Annotated in this window: 14 protein-coding genes and 2 pseudogenes; 10 read left to right on the forward strand and 6 right to left on the reverse strand. The window is 62.1% G+C overall.

Features of this window, described 5'->3' with window-relative positions; all coding sequences use genetic code 11:
• A pseudogene (locus tag AC57BR_RS00090) lies at positions 1 to 297 on the reverse strand (primary-amine oxidase); the annotation flags it as partial.
• 534 nt (positions 298 to 831) lie between these two features.
• On the opposite strand from AC57BR_RS00090, the gene AC57BR_RS00095 reads away from it, so the two are divergent.
• Positions 832 to 2,304 (forward strand): APC family permease, encoded by a 1,473-nt coding sequence (locus AC57BR_RS00095; protein WP_496357762.1) that lies wholly within the window; start codon positions 832 to 834, stop codon positions 2,302 to 2,304.
• Positions 2,301 to 3,044, forward strand: coding sequence for an IclR family transcriptional regulator (locus AC57BR_RS00100; protein ID WP_496357763.1), 744 nt, complete (start codon positions 2,301 to 2,303; stop codon positions 3,042 to 3,044). The genes AC57BR_RS00095 and AC57BR_RS00100 overlap by 4 nt, the downstream gene beginning before the upstream one ends.
• A 249-nt stretch (positions 3,045 to 3,293) precedes the next feature.
• Here the strand turns inward: AC57BR_RS00100 and AC57BR_RS00105 are convergent, their stop codons facing one another.
• The 5 genes from AC57BR_RS00105 to hxlB all read right to left on the reverse strand — a co-directional run bounded on the left by AC57BR_RS00105 (position 3,294) and on the right by hxlB (position 7,524).
• Positions 3,294 to 4,268 carry a glucose-6-phosphate dehydrogenase assembly protein OpcA gene (locus AC57BR_RS00105; RefSeq protein WP_496357764.1) on the reverse strand — a complete coding sequence of 325 codons (975 nt, stop codon included), beginning with the start codon at positions 4,266 to 4,268 and terminating at the stop codon, positions 3,294 to 3,296.
• A complete protein-coding gene (zwf, locus tag AC57BR_RS00110) occupies positions 4,265 to 5,821 on the reverse strand; it encodes a glucose-6-phosphate dehydrogenase (protein WP_496357765.1) in 1,557 nt (518 codons plus the stop codon). Before zwf ends, AC57BR_RS00105 begins: the two co-directional genes overlap by 4 nt.
• 45 nt (positions 5,822 to 5,866) lie before the next feature.
• Positions 5,867 to 6,076: a hypothetical protein gene (locus AC57BR_RS00115; RefSeq protein WP_496357766.1), complete on the reverse strand. Its 210-nt coding sequence runs from the start codon at positions 6,074 to 6,076 to the stop codon at positions 5,867 to 5,869.
• 134 nt (positions 6,077 to 6,210) lie between these two features.
• Positions 6,211 to 6,834, reverse strand: coding sequence for a 3-hexulose-6-phosphate synthase (gene hxlA / locus AC57BR_RS00120; RefSeq protein ID WP_496357767.1), 624 nt, complete (start codon positions 6,832 to 6,834; stop codon positions 6,211 to 6,213).
• A gap of 90 nt (positions 6,835 to 6,924) precedes the next feature.
• Positions 6,925 to 7,524, reverse strand: coding sequence for a 6-phospho-3-hexuloisomerase (gene hxlB / locus AC57BR_RS00125; protein WP_496357768.1), 600 nt, complete (start codon positions 7,522 to 7,524; stop codon positions 6,925 to 6,927).
• A gap of 301 nt (positions 7,525 to 7,825) precedes the next feature.
• Here hxlB and AC57BR_RS00130 point away from each other — a divergent pair, with 301 nt between their 5' ends.
• From AC57BR_RS00130 to AC57BR_RS00165, 8 genes and pseudogenes are all read left to right on the forward strand, one after another.
• The gene (locus AC57BR_RS00130; RefSeq protein ID WP_496357769.1) at positions 7,826 to 8,557 is read left to right on the forward strand and encodes a FadR/GntR family transcriptional regulator; all 732 of its coding nucleotides are present in this window, start codon (positions 7,826 to 7,828) and stop codon (positions 8,555 to 8,557) included.
• Positions 8,541 to 9,263 (forward strand): cache domain-containing protein, encoded by a 723-nt coding sequence (locus AC57BR_RS00135; RefSeq protein ID WP_496357770.1) that lies wholly within the window; start codon positions 8,541 to 8,543, stop codon positions 9,261 to 9,263. The genes AC57BR_RS00130 and AC57BR_RS00135 overlap by 17 nt, the downstream gene beginning before the upstream one ends.
• 573 nt (positions 9,264 to 9,836) lie before the next feature.
• On the forward strand, positions 9,837 to 11,318 hold the full coding sequence (locus tag AC57BR_RS00140) for an APC family permease (protein ID WP_496357771.1): 1,482 nt from the start codon (positions 9,837 to 9,839) through the stop codon (positions 11,316 to 11,318).
• A gap of 524 nt (positions 11,319 to 11,842) precedes the next feature.
• Positions 11,843 to 12,223 carry a cupin domain-containing protein gene (locus AC57BR_RS00145; RefSeq protein ID WP_496357772.1) on the forward strand — a complete coding sequence of 127 codons (381 nt, stop codon included), beginning with the start codon at positions 11,843 to 11,845 and terminating at the stop codon, positions 12,221 to 12,223.
• A gap of 9 nt (positions 12,224 to 12,232) precedes the next feature.
• Positions 12,233 to 12,718, forward strand: coding sequence for a dimethylamine monooxygenase subunit DmmA family protein (locus tag AC57BR_RS00150; RefSeq protein ID WP_496357773.1), 486 nt, complete (start codon positions 12,233 to 12,235; stop codon positions 12,716 to 12,718).
• Positions 12,715 to 13,695, forward strand: coding sequence for a PDR/VanB family oxidoreductase (locus AC57BR_RS00155; protein ID WP_496357774.1), 981 nt, complete (start codon positions 12,715 to 12,717; stop codon positions 13,693 to 13,695). The genes AC57BR_RS00150 and AC57BR_RS00155 overlap by 4 nt, the downstream gene beginning before the upstream one ends.
• Positions 13,692 to 14,687, forward strand: coding sequence for a heme-dependent oxidative N-demethylase family protein (locus AC57BR_RS00160; RefSeq protein ID WP_496357775.1), 996 nt, complete (start codon positions 13,692 to 13,694; stop codon positions 14,685 to 14,687). The genes AC57BR_RS00155 and AC57BR_RS00160 overlap by 4 nt, the downstream gene beginning before the upstream one ends.
• Positions 14,688 to 15,005: 318 nt before the next feature.
• Positions 15,006 to 15,302 (forward strand): annotated as a pseudogene (locus AC57BR_RS00165) (primary-amine oxidase); the annotation flags it as partial.

Consider the following 15,302-nt stretch of genomic DNA (forward strand, 5'->3'; position numbering starts at 1 on the left):
GGCAGCCAGCTGGACCCACGCATCCACCGTCCCGGTCTCCAGGTTCACGACCGCCTCGTACGAACGCGCCGCGGCCCGGTCCACCAGCACCGCGTCCGCCTCACGCACCACCTGCACCCCGTTGCGCAGGTCTTCCTTGGCCGGCTCACGCAACTCAACACTGATAAAACGGAACGACTCCGCCGCAGCAGGGCCCTCCTTCAGAACCGCCACCGCACGCGAAATCTCCTCCCGCGACAACGGATCCAACGGATGCGCCACCCCAACAACGGCTGAAGTCTCAATATCGATAGTCATGCTTAACTCCTTAACTTGGTCCTTCATCAGGAAGAGGATGCCTATGGCCTTGGAGCCGATGCGCTCCGCAAACGGGCCGTGAAGAAGCCGGGGAGTAGTCATCGTGGTTGTTGACCCACACACGCCCGGCCTGGATCTCGTGCCCGGCCCGGTGGGTGGTGTTGCCGTTGGGGGCCAATAGACACAAAGGTCCAAGAATTCTCAGAACTGTTCGTCTTCGTCAGAACTGTTCATCCCTGGTGCAGATGCGAGCTCCACCTCGAGCCCTACCGGTGTGATGCCGGTCACCTGCATTCCTTTCACAAGCAAAACTACGTCAGGGAATTCATTTAGGCGAGGAATTCATAAAGATTTACTTGAGAAATTCCAGAGCACAAATTCCCACTGCAGTTAACATGTTGGAAACATTCGGAAACACGGCCGAGACTGTTGCCGGCGCCGCGGGGAATGCTAATGTTCTGCACCGTGGGCCCGATGACTTGCGTCCCCTCGTGAGCAAGGAACACGTGCCTGTCCGAGGGAAAGTTGGTACCAGTGTCTGCTCGCGGTGATCGCTTCATCACTCCCCGCTCCCCAGTGGAGGGTCTGCGCCGCCGGAGACTTTCCTTCCTGCCCGTCTTCGCGCAGGCAGTTGCAGGCGTGGCACCTGCGGGTGCCATGTCCGTCATTCCGGCTCTTGTCTTTCCAGGACTTGTCTTTGGATCCCACGGACCGAACCTTGTGGTGACATTCGCCGTCGCTATGGCGGTCATGGTCCTGGTGTCCTTCTCCCTGAGACCGATGGCGCAGCGCATGGCAGCCGTCAGCGGCCTCTACAGCTACACGGCCAAGGGCCTTGGCCAGCGGACGGCGATTACTGCCGGCTGGTCGGCCATGTTTGGTTACGGCCTCATCGCCATGGCCAGTCTGTTGCTTGTTGGCACATACGTCGTCCAGCTGTTCATCAACTTAGGGGTCCCCGTCGCGAATTCCAGGGCCTTCACGGTGCCGGTCATTGTTGCCGCCGCGGCCGCGGCCTGTTTCCTCATGGTGAGGGGGATCCGGGTATCGGCATGGTTCACGGTGTTGCTGGAATCCATTTCAATCGGTGTCCTCGCCGTCCTGATGATCGTCTACTTCGCGTTCAACGCACCCAGCGCCAATCTGGGGAGCGTGTTTGCCTGGAACGGAGACTTTGAGTCGTTACCGATCGGAATCGTCGTGGCCGTAAGTGCCTTTGTCGGCTTCGAAAGCCCGACCACGCTCGGCGGGGAGGCGCACAGGCCCTTCGTCACCGTCCCACGGGCCATCACGTGGACCCCCATCCTGATGGGCGTGCTGTGCCTTCTTGCCGTGACCGCCCAGGACGCAGCGCTCAAGGAAGCACCGTTAAACATTGCGGCCAGCTCTACACCGTTGTCTGACCTGTTTTCCCAGTCTTCTCCTGTGTCCGCAGCGGTCCTCGACCTGGGAATCGCTGCGTCCTGGTTTGGTTGCGCGATCGCATCGGTGAACGCCCTCGCCCGAATATTTTTCTGCATGGGCAGAGAAGGGGTAGCGCCGCGACTGGTTGGCCGGACCCATCCCGTCTTTCGAACTCCCTCGATGGCAATCATGGTCGTAATGCCTGTAGTTGCCATAGTTCCCCTCGCGGTGGTCATCTTCGCTGCCAGTCCGGAACGGGGCCTCGTGAACCTCTTCACGCTGGGCGCGTACGGATACCTTGGCTCCTATATCCTTGCCAGCGCGTCCATGCCCTTCTTCCTGCGCCGGATAGGCGAGAGTACCTACTCCAGCTGGATCTTGGGAGCCGTTACCACCGTGGCGCTCGGAGCGGTCCTGTGGACAGCCGCGGCCGCATCAATCCGCACAGGCAGCCTGCAAACCGTCATCTACGCCGGTGTCCTCTTGGCCAGCGTCTTGTACGCCACTTTCCTCCGCCTCCGGTTACCCGGGCGCCTGGCCTCGGTCGGCATCTACGACGAAACCCGCGAATTGGACCTCTTTAATGGCAGGGCCACCCCATGACCTACAGGCCCACACACTCCGGACCCAGCACAACCTCAAACCCCCTCAGGATCCTCGAAATCGTGGCACGGTTCGGCACCGGCACAACGGCCAAAGAGGTCACCGATGCCCTGCAGATGCCCCAGGCAACCGCCTACCGCATCTTGAATTCGCTCGTCGCGGACGAATATCTGGCCCGTACCTCCGACCTCCGCGGGTTTGCCCTTGGTCAAGCGATTACAGGGCTGATTACGGCTGCGACTCCCCCGACCGTCCCCAGCGCAGCCCGCGCCCTGATACAGGAATTTCGCGGCGGGAACCGTTTCGCAGTGCACCTCTTCATGTTCCGGAGCGCTTCTCTCCGAGTCGCCGATGAGGACCCGGATTATCCGCTCCACTCTGTTTTCGAAATGCTCCGGTATCCGCACGCCTCCGCCGCAGGAAAGCTGATGCTCGCTGAACTTGGTGACTCTGCCCCTCAACTCCCGAAAGGGCAGTTGGTGAAACTGACGCAGCACACCATCACAAACGCCGGCCAATTGGAAGAACAGCTCGCGGAAATAAGGCTCAACGGCGAGGCCTCGGAAATCAACGAATTAGAACAAGGATCCGCCAGTCTGGCGCTTCCCGTACGGCTACCCAACGGGGTGGCCGGCGCAGCCCTGTGCCTGTCCAGCCCGGCAGAGCGGTTCACGGCAACCCGCGAGCACGCAGAAGCCGCCCGTGAACTGACCTCACGGCTGGCACCTTTCCTGTTCTGATTAACGTCACATAGGCGCGCCACGCAGTCCTGGCGCGCCTATGTGAGGATTCTGTTGCGGATGGATGTCAGGATGGTGGGGTAGTCGCTGTAGGAGCGGCCGGTCTTTCTGCGACCTCGCGGGCGGCACCGATGTGGTCGTTGCGCGCGCTCGAGCAGGACCGCCAGGACCTTCCGACCCCTCACCTGCTTGAGGATCGCGGCGGCGTCGTGCGGGGAATCAATAACCACGCACTCCTCATCGTGACGCTCATACCGGCACCCCGAATGCGTCCATGTTCAGGTTCCCCAGCTCATATAGGGTTTCTTGATGCACGCAGGGAACGGCCAGATCACGAACCGTTTCACCGAAGACTTCATCGGGGTCGAGGCGGCGCAGTTCTTCTGCGAGGCAGTCGCGGAGGCTGCGACGCGGCAGGGAGATCCGTTGCGCGGGCTGCCCGGGCTGGGTGAGTTCGGCGACGGTCTGTCCAGGCCGGAACAGCCGGATGATGCCGGACGCCTTGATCAGCTGGACGCCCCGGATTCCGGTGCCGGGCGCGTCCGCGAGGATGTTGACCGGCACGTCCAGGGCCTGCGTGAGCCACGCCGCGAGCAGGATGGTGCTGGGCGAGTCCGAGGCGCCCTCAACGGTGACGGCGGTGACGGGCGAGGAGTCGGCCTGGTCCAGAACTGCAGCGAGCTTAATCCGCCAGTTCGTCAGCCGGGTCCAGGCCAGGTCGGTATCACCCGCCCTGTAGGTGTTCCGGATGTTTTCCAGGGCCCGTTGCGGGTCAATCTCGTTGGCCGAGTCCGTGATCCGGCGGTGCGCAATCCGGCCGATCGAGGTTTGGCTGGCGTTCGCCGGTGCCCCGTTCGGCCACCAGGCCACGATCGGGGCGTCGGGCAGCAGCAGTGCGGCAACGAGGGATTCGCTTTCCTCGGCGAGTTCACCGAAGCCGCGCAGCACGATGACCTCCGACGCGCCCGCGTCGCCGCCGACCCGGATCTGGGCGTCCAGATGGGTGGGTTCCCCCGGCGAACCGGCGGCCAGCACGATGATCCGGCAGGGGTGCTCGCGGCTGGCCTCGTTGGCCGCCTCGATGGCTTCCTCTTCCAGTCCTGACTTTGTGATGACCACCAGGGTCAGGACTCGGCCCAGGGCGATCACGCCGCCCTGCGCGCGCAGGGACTGGACCTTCTTGGCAACAGCAGAGGTGGTGGTGTTGGGGAGTTCTACAATCATGGCCTTCTCCAGGTGCGTCCGTCGCGGGCGAGCAGCTCGTCGGCCGAGGCCGGCCCCCAGCTGCCGGGCGCGTACGGCTCGGGCTGTTCGGGCAGGGAGGCCCAATACTTCTCGAACGGATCCAGGATCTTCCAGGACAGTTCCACCTCCTGGTGGCGGGGAAACAGCGGCGGCTCGCCAAGGAGCACGTCCAGGATCAGCCGCTCATACGCTTCGGGGCTGGACTCAGTGAACGCGTGGCCGTAGCCGAAGTCCATGGTCACATCCCGGACTTCCATTTGGGTGCCGGGGACCTTGGAACCGAAGCGGATCGTGGCGCCTTCGTCCGGCTGGACCCGGATCACCACGGCGTTCTGGCCGAAATCGTCCTCGCCGTGGCCATGGAAGAGCAGGTTCGGTGCCCGCTTGAACACCACTGCGATCTCCGTGACCCGGCGTCCAAGCCGCTTGCCCGCGCGCAGGTAGAACGGCACGCCGCTCCAGCGCCGGGTGTTGATGTCCACCCGGATCGCCGCATAGGTTTCGGTGGTGGAGTCGGCCGGGATGCCCTCTTCTTCAAGGTATCCCTGGACCTGCTCCCCGCCCTGCCAACCGCCGGTGAATTGCCCGCGGGCGGAATGCGTGGACAGGTCTTCCGGGAGCTGCACGGCGGCGAGGACCTTTTCCTTCTCGGCGCGCAGGTCGTCGGCGTTGAAGGAGATGGGCTCTTCCATGGCCGTCAGGGCGAGCAGCTGCAGCAGGTGGTTCTGGATCACGTCGCGGGCCGCGCCTACGCCGTCGTAATATCCTGCCCGGCCGCCGGTGCCGATGTCCTCGGCCATGGTGATCTGGACGTGGTCCACGTACTTGGCGTTCCAGAGCGGTTCGAAGAGCTGGTTGACGAAGCGCAGGGCCAGGATGTTCTGGACCGTCTCTTTGCCCAGGTAATGGTCAATGCGGAACACGGAATCGGGCGGAAACACCGACTCGACAATGTCGTTCAGCTGACGGGCTGATTCGAGGTGGTGGCCAAACGGCTTTTCGATGACCACCCGGCGCCACTTTTCGCCCTCGGCCTGCGCCAAGCCGTGCTTCGAGAGCTGCCGGCAGACCAGTTCGAAGGCCTTCGGCGGGATCGAGAGGTAGAACGCGTGGTTGCCCCGTGTGCCGCGCTGCTCGTCCAGTTCGGCCAGAGTGGCGGAAAGCCGCCCAAAGGCGGCGTCGTCGTCGAACTCGCCCTGAACGAAGCGAATACCCTCCGAAAGCTGGTCCCAAACCGCCTCAGAAAACGGCGTCCGGGAATATGCTTTGACGGACTCTTTTATCGCGGCCGTGAGATCCTCATTCGTCCGGTTCTGCCGGCCGAAGCCCACCAGCGCAAAGCTTGGCGGCAGGAGTCCCCGGTTTGCGAGGTCATAGACGGCGGGCAAAAGTTTCTTGCGGGCCAAATCTCCGGTTACGCCAAAGAGCACAAGGGATGACGGGCCCGCCACCCGGGACAGCCGGCGGTCGCGCGGGTCCCGGAGCGGATTCTGCCCGGACCTCACACTCGAATCAGGGTAAGTAACAGACATTGTTGCCTTCTAACTTTCGACGGCTACTGCGCCGTCGACTGACGGTCACGAGAGAATTAGCTCGCGAGTCTCCCCAAAGGGAACGGTGTCGCTGAGCGTGAGCGTGTACCGGCCAGGATCATGGCGGGTGACCAGGATGCCGGCAAATCCTTGAGGCGTCCGGCGGAGCGTGGCCTCTGCATCGTCGAGCAACTCGTAAAGTCGAACGGGGTCGTTAACGAGGACTTCCACGTACTCGGCGGCCTGGCTATACATGATGAACAGCTTCCTTCCCGGGGATAAGGGTCCCCCAATATGCCACCCCTCATCCTCGGGGTGTGCTGTGTCTTAACTCCGTCGGTGGCGTCCCGCGGCCCTAAGGGCACGGGACGCCACCGACACTCGGAGACCTAGACGATGGCTGCGCGGAGTTCCTTTGCGGCCACTGCGGGGTCGGCTGCACCGTAGATGGCACCGCCGGCGACAGCGACATCGGCGCCGGCCTTCTGGACATCTGCGATGGTGGCGAGCTTCACGCCGCCGGCCACGGAGAACGGAACGCGGGCTTCGGCACCGGCGCGGAGCAGACCGTTCAGGTCGAAACCGGGCTTGGCCTGCTCGTCCAGGCCGGCGTGCATCTCAACGAACTTCGCACCCAGCGCGCGGACTTCCTTGGCCCGGGTGACCTTGTCGGCGATGCCGATCAGGTCCACGACGACGCCCTTGTTGTGGGCCTGGGCCGCCTTGACCGCACCGGCGATGGTGGAGTCGTCAGCGGCGCCGAGCACGGTGACCAGGTCGGCGCCGGCCTTGAAAGCGATGTCGGCTTCGAGCTCGCCGGCGTCCATCGTCTTCAGGTCAGCGAAAACGATCTTGTCCGGGTGGGCATCCTTGACGGCGGTGATGACGGAAAGCCCTTCGGCCTTGATCAGCGGCGTGCCCAGTTCGATGATGTCGACGTACTCGGCAACCTGGCCGGCCAGTTCGAGGGCGGCTTCGGTGGTCAGGAGGTCGATGGCAACTTGAAGCTTCATGATGTTGTTTCTTTCTGTAGGGAACTGCAATTGGGTGTTGAAAAACGTTGGAGTGAGGAACGTGAGGCCCCGGTCACCCGGGGTTGGTGGTTACTCGAGGTTGGCGTGGCGCAGCCACAGCTCCTCCGCTGGCTGGGCGTCGTTGTCCCAAAGGGACTGGAAGATGGCCTCGGTGGCAACGAAAAGTACCTGCTCGAAGAGCGACCCGGCGTACTGGCGCGAAACGCTGGAGCCGTGGTCGGTCTTCTGGGCGGCGGGAATGATCACCACTGCGTCGGCAAGTCCGGCGAGCGGCGAATCCGGGTTGGTGGTGAACGCGGCAATCCGCGCTCCGGCCTTCGCTGCGGTTTCCGCGGCCTTGACCACTCCCGAGGTGGTTCCCGATCCGGAGGCCACCAGAAGCAGGTCGCCGGAGCTGATTGCAGGTGTGGTGGTGTCGCCGGCGACGTGGACGTTCAGGCCCAGATGCATCAGCCTCATGGCCGCCATGCGCAGGACGAGGCCGCTCCGGCCCGCACCGGCGACGAACACGCGGCCCGTCAGGCTGATGTGGCGTGCCAGGCTGGCCACCTGCTGTTCGTCGATTTTGGCCGCCGTACCCGCGATCTCGTCCCTGACCAGGGACAGGTTGCGGACAATGTCATCTGTGGTGCTGTACACCGCAGTCGTCGCGGTTGCTGTCGGATTCACGGTTTTTCCCTTCGATTCGGCCATCGGCCTGTAGCAGCCGAGTGGATGCTTTCTGGTTGATATCCATGATTCCGAAGCAAGGGGGCAGGGGTAACACTGTTTTCTGACGGTTTTGACTACCCTTAAGGATTGGTGGGGGTTGGGGATGGGCGCAGTAGCGGACCGGGCCCCAAAGGCTCTAGTGGAGAACCAAGTCCTTTAAGTACTCCCGGACTGTAGTATTAGCGCAACCCGTAGCCCATCTCCGGAGCGCAGACTTTTGGCCTCGCCGACCCCGTTCGAGTCGCAGATATATCGGTCCTTGCCCGAAATCGAGCGGGCCGATGCGATTGTCGACAGAATTTCCACGGCCATCTCCCTCGGGTTGCTCAAGGTAGGGGAACGCTTGCCCCCCGAAGCGGCACTCTCGGAGATGTTCGGCGTCGGCGGGGCGACCCTTCGCGAAGCTTTGGGGGCGCTGCGCGACCGGGGAATCGTTGAGACTCGCCGAGGCCGGAGCGGGGGATCCTTTGTCGTCAGGCAGCCTCAGAGCCAGACGGACGCCATACGCGATTGGTTTCTCTCGACGTCCATTTCTGAAATACGCGACATCGGTGACGAACATTCGGCTATTGCCGCGACCACCATCCGTCTGGCGTGTGAACGCGCGGAAGCACATGACTTCGAGCGTCTCCAGGAACTTGCGCGGGCACTGGTTCTGGCCAGGACCCCCGAGGTCCGTGCGTCTGCTGACAGCCGCTTCCACATCGAGTTAGCAGTATCAGCGCAATCACCGAGGCTGGCCAACGCCGAAATCCGGCTTCAGGAAGAGTCAGTTCAACAGTTGTGGGCCCCCCTCGGCGTAGCACTTGACCCCGAAACGGCAACCGCTGAACACTTGGAGCTGGTCCGGGCAGTGGCCCAGGACCAGCCCGAGAAGGCCCAGAAACTGGCACTTGAGCACATCAGGCGGAATATTTTTCACCTCATAGACACGAAACTGACCCTCGGTTACAGCCAATCAATTCAGGAACCCAATGAAGCCCGACACTGAAGTCGTACATGCTGCCAATGCCCTCACTGCGTGGACCAACGGCGTCTCCACGGAAATCGAGGAACTTTCCAGAAACGTTGCCTCGCAGCTTGAACGAAATCTCGTCGGCAAGCCCAAGGTCGATAAGGCTGCCTTGGTCGGGCTGGACAAGCTCTCTAGGGAATTCCTGGCGAAGAACACGTTTGCCGTAGGCGCCGGGGCGTTCTTCGCCCATGAATCCGTTGAGGAGGGCGGCCGGCCCTGGGAATGGTGGTCCCGCAAGGGATCCGGTTCCGTCGGAAGGCTGGATTTTGACCTCACTCCTGGCAGCAACCGGTATTACGACTATGAGAAGCTGCCGTTTTTCTCGACCGCCGCTTCCACAGGTGAACAGACACTGTGGGGCCCGTACATCGACTATCTCGGCTTCGAGGAATACATCCTGACGTTCACCGCACCGTTTTCCGTCCATGGAACTTTCACCGGGGTTGCAGGATGCGACATTCGGCTCAAGGACCTGGAACCCCTTATCATGCCCCACTTGCGCGGAATCCCGGGCGACGCCGCCCTCGTCAATGCCAGTAACCGCGTCATTCTCGGCAACTCGGGGACGTACCTGGTTGGTGAGCGGATTAAATCCGGATCTCCCGAGCAGCGCCGTATGGCCCTGGATGTTCCACACCTGGGGCTCTCGTTGATCTACACATCACCACGTCAGACCTCCTGAATTAGGCGACCGGCCATGGCTCCCGGCGGGCTGCCGACCCCCGGAACTGTGGCGCAAAACCTTTTCCCCGGCGGCTTTAGCCCAGCGGCTTCGCCGTTTGGCGCGGGCAAAAGTGATAGCCCTAAACCGGGCGTGCATCCGCCGCCGCTCGGCCCTTAACGCCCCCGCTCCTGCGGACGCGTGTGGTCCGCGGACCGGAAGCAACTCCTTGGTAAGCGCTTCAGCGAAGCACAAGATTGACTTGGCTAAAAGCTATTGCATTGCAGCTTTAAGGAGTAATCTTCAAAGTGATCTGCTTCACAGGAGAGCCCAGGGCGTGCACTGGTACACCGCAGGCTCGGAAGCCTTCAGCTCGAAAACCCGGCGCTCATGATCGAGCCACCGGGGCTGGAGAGGCAATCACCGATAGCGGCTTCGCTTCCAGGCAGGTTCATTGACGAGCCAGACCTGAACTAGCGGCGGAACCGGGACGAAGGTGTCGTATTCGGGGAAGTGCTTCCTCATCCGTCCTGCGATCTGACACAGGACGTAGACAAAAATCTGACAACGCGTAGTTGTTCAAGGGAGATTGTTATGAGTGAAAATCGTTTGGATGGGGGCGATGGCCTGGAGAGGTCCATCGACTGGAAGCAGGGTCTGGCCATCGCGCTGGGCGTACCCCTGCTGATTCTGCCCTCCCTGGGCTACCTTCCGATGTATTTATCGGCTGCAGCAATCCTCATCTGGGGTTTGTCGGTCGTTCAGGGATTCTTTCAGAACGCTGCCTACGCTGAGATGGCTACGGCCTTTCCCAAGGCCTCTGGGCTGCCGGGTTTCGCGCAGCATATTTTTCGCACGGAGAACTACCAGGGCAAGTACGACAAGAGCAAGCTGATCGGCGGCTTCAGCGCCTGGAGCTACTGGTTCGCTTGGACCCCGGTGCTGGCGATCTTTTCCATCCTGGTCGGCAGCTACCTCCATGGGCTCTTTCCCGTGCTGGGCGAAACGTTTACCGAGAATCAGCTCGCCTTAATGACAGGGCTGGTGATTTTCGGCGGATTGTTCGTGGTTAATTGGTTCGGCCTCAAGGATGGCGCAAAGCTGGGTTACATCCTGGCGGCATTTTCCCTGATACCGCTGGTTGTGCTGACCGTGGCACCTTTTGCCACCGGGCACGTTGAGCTGGCCAACATCACCGGCAGCTGGCTGCCGGCCGACTGGTCCTGGGACATGCACCACATCCTGATCCTCTTGGGCATCTTTGCCATCGCGCAGTGGAGTGCCTGCGCCTGGGAGACGGCGGCCATCTACGGCCCGGAATACAAAAACCCGGCCAAAGATGTCTCCAAAGCGCTGTTCGCCTGCGGCATCATCTGCTTCTTCTCGTTCGTCCTCGTGCAAGCTGCAGTGATCGGCGTGCTCGGGGTTGACGGTGTACTGGACGAACCTGTGTCGCCCCTGATTCCGGTCGCCCACGCCGTCTTCGGCGAAGCGGGTTCCATGATCACCATCATCATGTTGATCGCCGCCATGGTCCTGATCATCCAAACGGCATATCTTGGCTCTTCCCGCGCCATGCACTCCATGGCGGTGGAAGGCAACCTCCCCAGATCCCTCGGCAAGACGAACCGCCACGGCACTCCATTTGTTGCCATGCTGGTCATCGGAGCCTTCAACCTGGTGCTGATTTTCATGGGAAATCCCGCCGCGATTGTCGCGGCATCGGCGATTGGTTACACCTGCGCCAACGGCATCAGCCTGTTCGCCTACGTCAGGGCCAAAAAGCACCCGGCCTTTGCTGGACTGGAAAGGCCCTTCAAGGCACCCAGGGGCTGGAAAAACGTCGCCATGCTCTTTGGCCTGTTCAATCTGCCGCTGTGCCTGATCGGCGTGGTCTACCTGAACAGCCTGGAGATCGGCTGGACCCCGACCTGGGTCGGCTTCATCGTGCTGGCGCTCTATATCCCCATCTGGTTCTACTCGCAGCATGAATCGCGCCGCCCCAACCAGAAAGCGGCAATTGATCGCTCCTCAGATCACGATGCCGATATAGAAAGGGTTCCAGACCTCAGGTGACGGAACCGGCGCCTACGGCTGCCTTACGTCGGCCTGCGCGCAGTGTGGCCCAATAAAGACAGGAAGGCAGGACCGCTCAACGGCGGTCTTGCCTTCCTGTCTTTCGTACCAGGGCGTTGCACGTTCCACCACGGCGATCTCTACCGTCCCGGAATACCCGCAGAACCGGGATAAGCGGTCCCCCAGGGCGGCCGGGAGGAAGGGCAAACATTACGGGCCCGCAGGCAAAAATGTCCCTTTGGGTGAATATTCCAAAAAAAGTCTGGACTAGATGAATTACGAGGAGTAGGTTTGCTTGTGGGACGAACGCGTGACCCGCATCACACCAGCAGACCTCGGCGAAGAGCTCGACTGGCCACTTCTGGAAGCAGAGGATGTCGGGTTTGCAGGCCCCCCTCCCGGAACCCAACCGGGGTTGAGGATGACCTTCAGCGCAGGTTCATATCGCCCGAAGACGAACAGTTCTGACAAAGACGAACAGTTCTGACGAACCACTTCCGAAACTATTCACACAGGAGAGACCCATGGAAACCACCCTCGTAGGAACACTGAGCAAGGCAGGATCCATCCACAAGGTAGTAGGTGGCTACGTCGGCCTGCCGTCAATGAACGAGCCTGGCACTGTCGCCGCAATCGGTGACTCCCTCCACAACCCTGAGGGGTCGGTCATGAGCGCCGGCTTCTTCGAGCTGAAGGCTTCCGAACCCCTGGTGTACACGTACACCTACGACGAGATGAAGGTCGTCGTTGCCGGTGAATTCATCCTCACCGACGAGGCCACTGGTGAAGTCACGCACGCGAAGGAGCGCGACGTGCTGTTCTTCCCCAAGGGCACCACGGTTAAGTTTGAGACCCCTGAGTACGGCCTGGGGTTCTTCACCGGCGAACGCTCCTTCGCGCCGTAAGGACCGACCATGCGTTCCGCGTCCATGCCGCCGGCAGCAGGCACAGGCCTGGAACCTGGTTTCCGCGGTGTCATCTGTGCGTCTTTTGGCGCCACAGGTGACACCGCGGGTCAACACACCGGTGTCCAGCCCAGGCATGACTTCCGTTTCCACGCTGCAAACCCCGAGGCCCTCACGGAGCTGAGGTCCGCACTCGGACGATCGCACGTCGGAGTGCGACTCGTACTCGCCGGGCCGCCGTCGGACATCCGTGCAGCCGCAGCCGCCGCCACGGAATGCGGACTGCAGCAGGAGGAGATCACCCTCCTGAATGACGAGACAGCGCCCCGGGTCATTTACTGCCCGCACTGCCATGCCACTACCACAACCGTTCGGCCAGCCGGCTCCGAGGTGCAGTGCCAGGGATGTGCAACCAGCCTGGCCACCACAGATCACTTTTCGCGCCGAATGGGCGCGTACCTGGGGTACGCAGCTCATGCCGAGGAGGCATCATGACTGTCACAGCGCTCCCGATCACTGCCCACCCGGCGGTGGAAGGTGGTCTCCAACTGGAGGTGACGAACATTAGTCCTCAGACGGAATCGATTATCAGCATCACGTTGGCCGATCCGTCAGGGGCACCCCTCCCGTCCTACGTCCCAGGCAGCCATTTGGTGGTCCAGTACGGCGAGGAGGGCGTCAATGCCTACTCGCTCACCGGGTCGGGCAACGGCCCGACCGAATACACCATCTCGGTCCTCCGGGTCGAAGACGGCGCGGGTGGTTCGGTGGCCATGCACCAGCTCGCCGCCGGCGACCGGGTATATGCCTCCCGGCCCCGCAGCGCCTTCGCCCCGGCCTCAACAGCCACGCACCACTTGCTGATCGCCGCCGGCATCGGCATCACGCCGGTCCTCTCGCACGCCCGTTCCGCAGCCGACCGCGGCACTACCTCGTCCCTGATCTACGTGTACCGGCCCGGGGCCGGGGCCCACGTAGAGGAAGCCCGGGACCTGCTGGGACCTGCCCTCACCGAATGCAGCAACCGTGAGAGTTTCCAGAAAGTCCTGACCGAACAACTCACCACCCAGAGCCTCGGAACCCACCTCTACGTCTGCGGCCCCACGGCCTTCATGGACGCAGTCCTGGACCAGGCGCGCGAACTTGGATGGTCACCGGCAAGGCTGCACTCGGAAGCCTTCGGCGCGGCCGAACTGGACGACGGCGAACCGTTCACCGTGAACCTGGTCCGCAGCGGACTCAAACTGGACGTGCCGGCCGGTGTATCGCTGCTGGAAACCCTCGAAAGGGCAGGCAAGCGCATCCCCAACATGTGCCGTAAAGGCATCTGCGGCGAATGCGTCCTGCCGGTCCTCCGGGGAACCCCCCAGCACCGGGACCTTTACCTCACCGAGCAGGAAAAGGCCGAGAACACCACAATGATGTGCTGTGTTTCGCGCAGCGAAGACCCAGAATTGGAGTTGGACCTTTGAGCATCACCATCGACAAAGACACTGACACCGCACTCCCGGAACGCATCAGGCGCTTCCCGTTCCCCTTCACCGGGGACATGTACCGCTACAGCGCCAATGTCGAACCGGCGAACAAAAACGTGGCGACGGACGCCGGCGCCTGGGGCGCCGGGCTGATCGACATCGACGAGTTCTACCATCAGGAACTGGCCGACCGCGATGCGATCCTGGCCCGCGACCCCTCACGCATGGCCGTCCTGCCCCACATGCGGCCCGCTGTGTGGGACACGATCGCAACTCTCCTGCCCGCCATGGCCCAGGAAAACCCGCACATCATGTCCTTCCACCGCGAAGGAAACGCCTGCCGCTGGCACAACGGCCTGCAGAACCTCGACATCGAGTTCATAATCGGCGACGACGACTCGCTGCCCATGGAACCCATCCGGTTCCTCGGCAGCCAGATCCAGGACGACATCGTTCTGCTCGACGTCCGCGACAACACCATGTGGCTCGACGCCGGCCTGGTCACCTTCGCCGCGGACTGGTCCTTCAATTTCGACGTCGGGATGAGCTTCCTCGAAATCCACGGTCCCGTCCCGCGGGTCAAGGAAGAAAACATCATCGCCCGCGCTGAACAGTTCCTTATGCGCCTGCAGCCCGGCGAACAGTTCCGGCGCACCAACTGGACCATGACCATCGGCAACCGCCTGGACACCTCCACCGAAACCTACCCCGAATGGGGCCCGGACCGAGCAACCATCGCCACCGACCCTGATATGCCGGACAAGCTCCACCTTCGCGTCGAAGTCCAGCACCTGATCCGCCTCCCCCACACCGGTGTCCTGCTGTTCCTGATCCGGAGCTACCTCCTGCCCCTCAGGGACATCGCCAAAGTCCCCGCCTGGCGCGAAAAGTTCGGCCATGTCCTGGCCGAACTCCCGGACGACATGGCCGAATACAAAGGCATCATCCGCTACCGCAAGGCAGCCTCCGACTGGCTGCTCGCCGGCTAAAGCGCGCCTCAATCCCAAACCGGAGCTATTAAGTGCAGTCTCGGTGGAAATAATCCACAAAAAAGGCTGGACTAGATGTTTTACATAGCGTAGCTTTTTCTACACGGACGGAATGTACGTGGCCGGCATCACACCGGCAGGGGGTCCCTCCCGGATCCGAAGAGCGTTCGGAGGGCGCCCTCACCCAGCCTTATTTGCACCAAGGATGAACAGTTCTGACGAAGACGAACAGTTCTGAGAATCCGGGGACTTTTGACCCCAAAACTAACACCACGTAAGCAACCTCATCCTGAACCAGGATCTATTAAGGAGTTAAGCATGACTATTGATATTGAGACTTCAGCTGTTGTTGGGGTGGCGCATCCGTTGGATCCGTTGTCGCGGGAGGAGATTTCGCGTGCGGTGGCGGTTTTGAAGGAGGGCCCTGCTGCGGCGGAGTCGTTCCGTTTTATCAGTGTTGAGTTGCGTGAGCCGGCCAAGGAAGACCTGCGCAGCGGGGTGCAGGTGGTGCGTGAGGCGGACGCGGTGCTGGTGGACCGGGCCGCGGCGCGTTCGTACGAGGCGGTCGTGAACCTGGAGACCGGGACGGTGGATGCGTGGGTCCAGCTGGCTGCC

It is taken from the genome of Arthrobacter sp. BGA-UO-ETr-C19, from assembly GCF_059568005.1.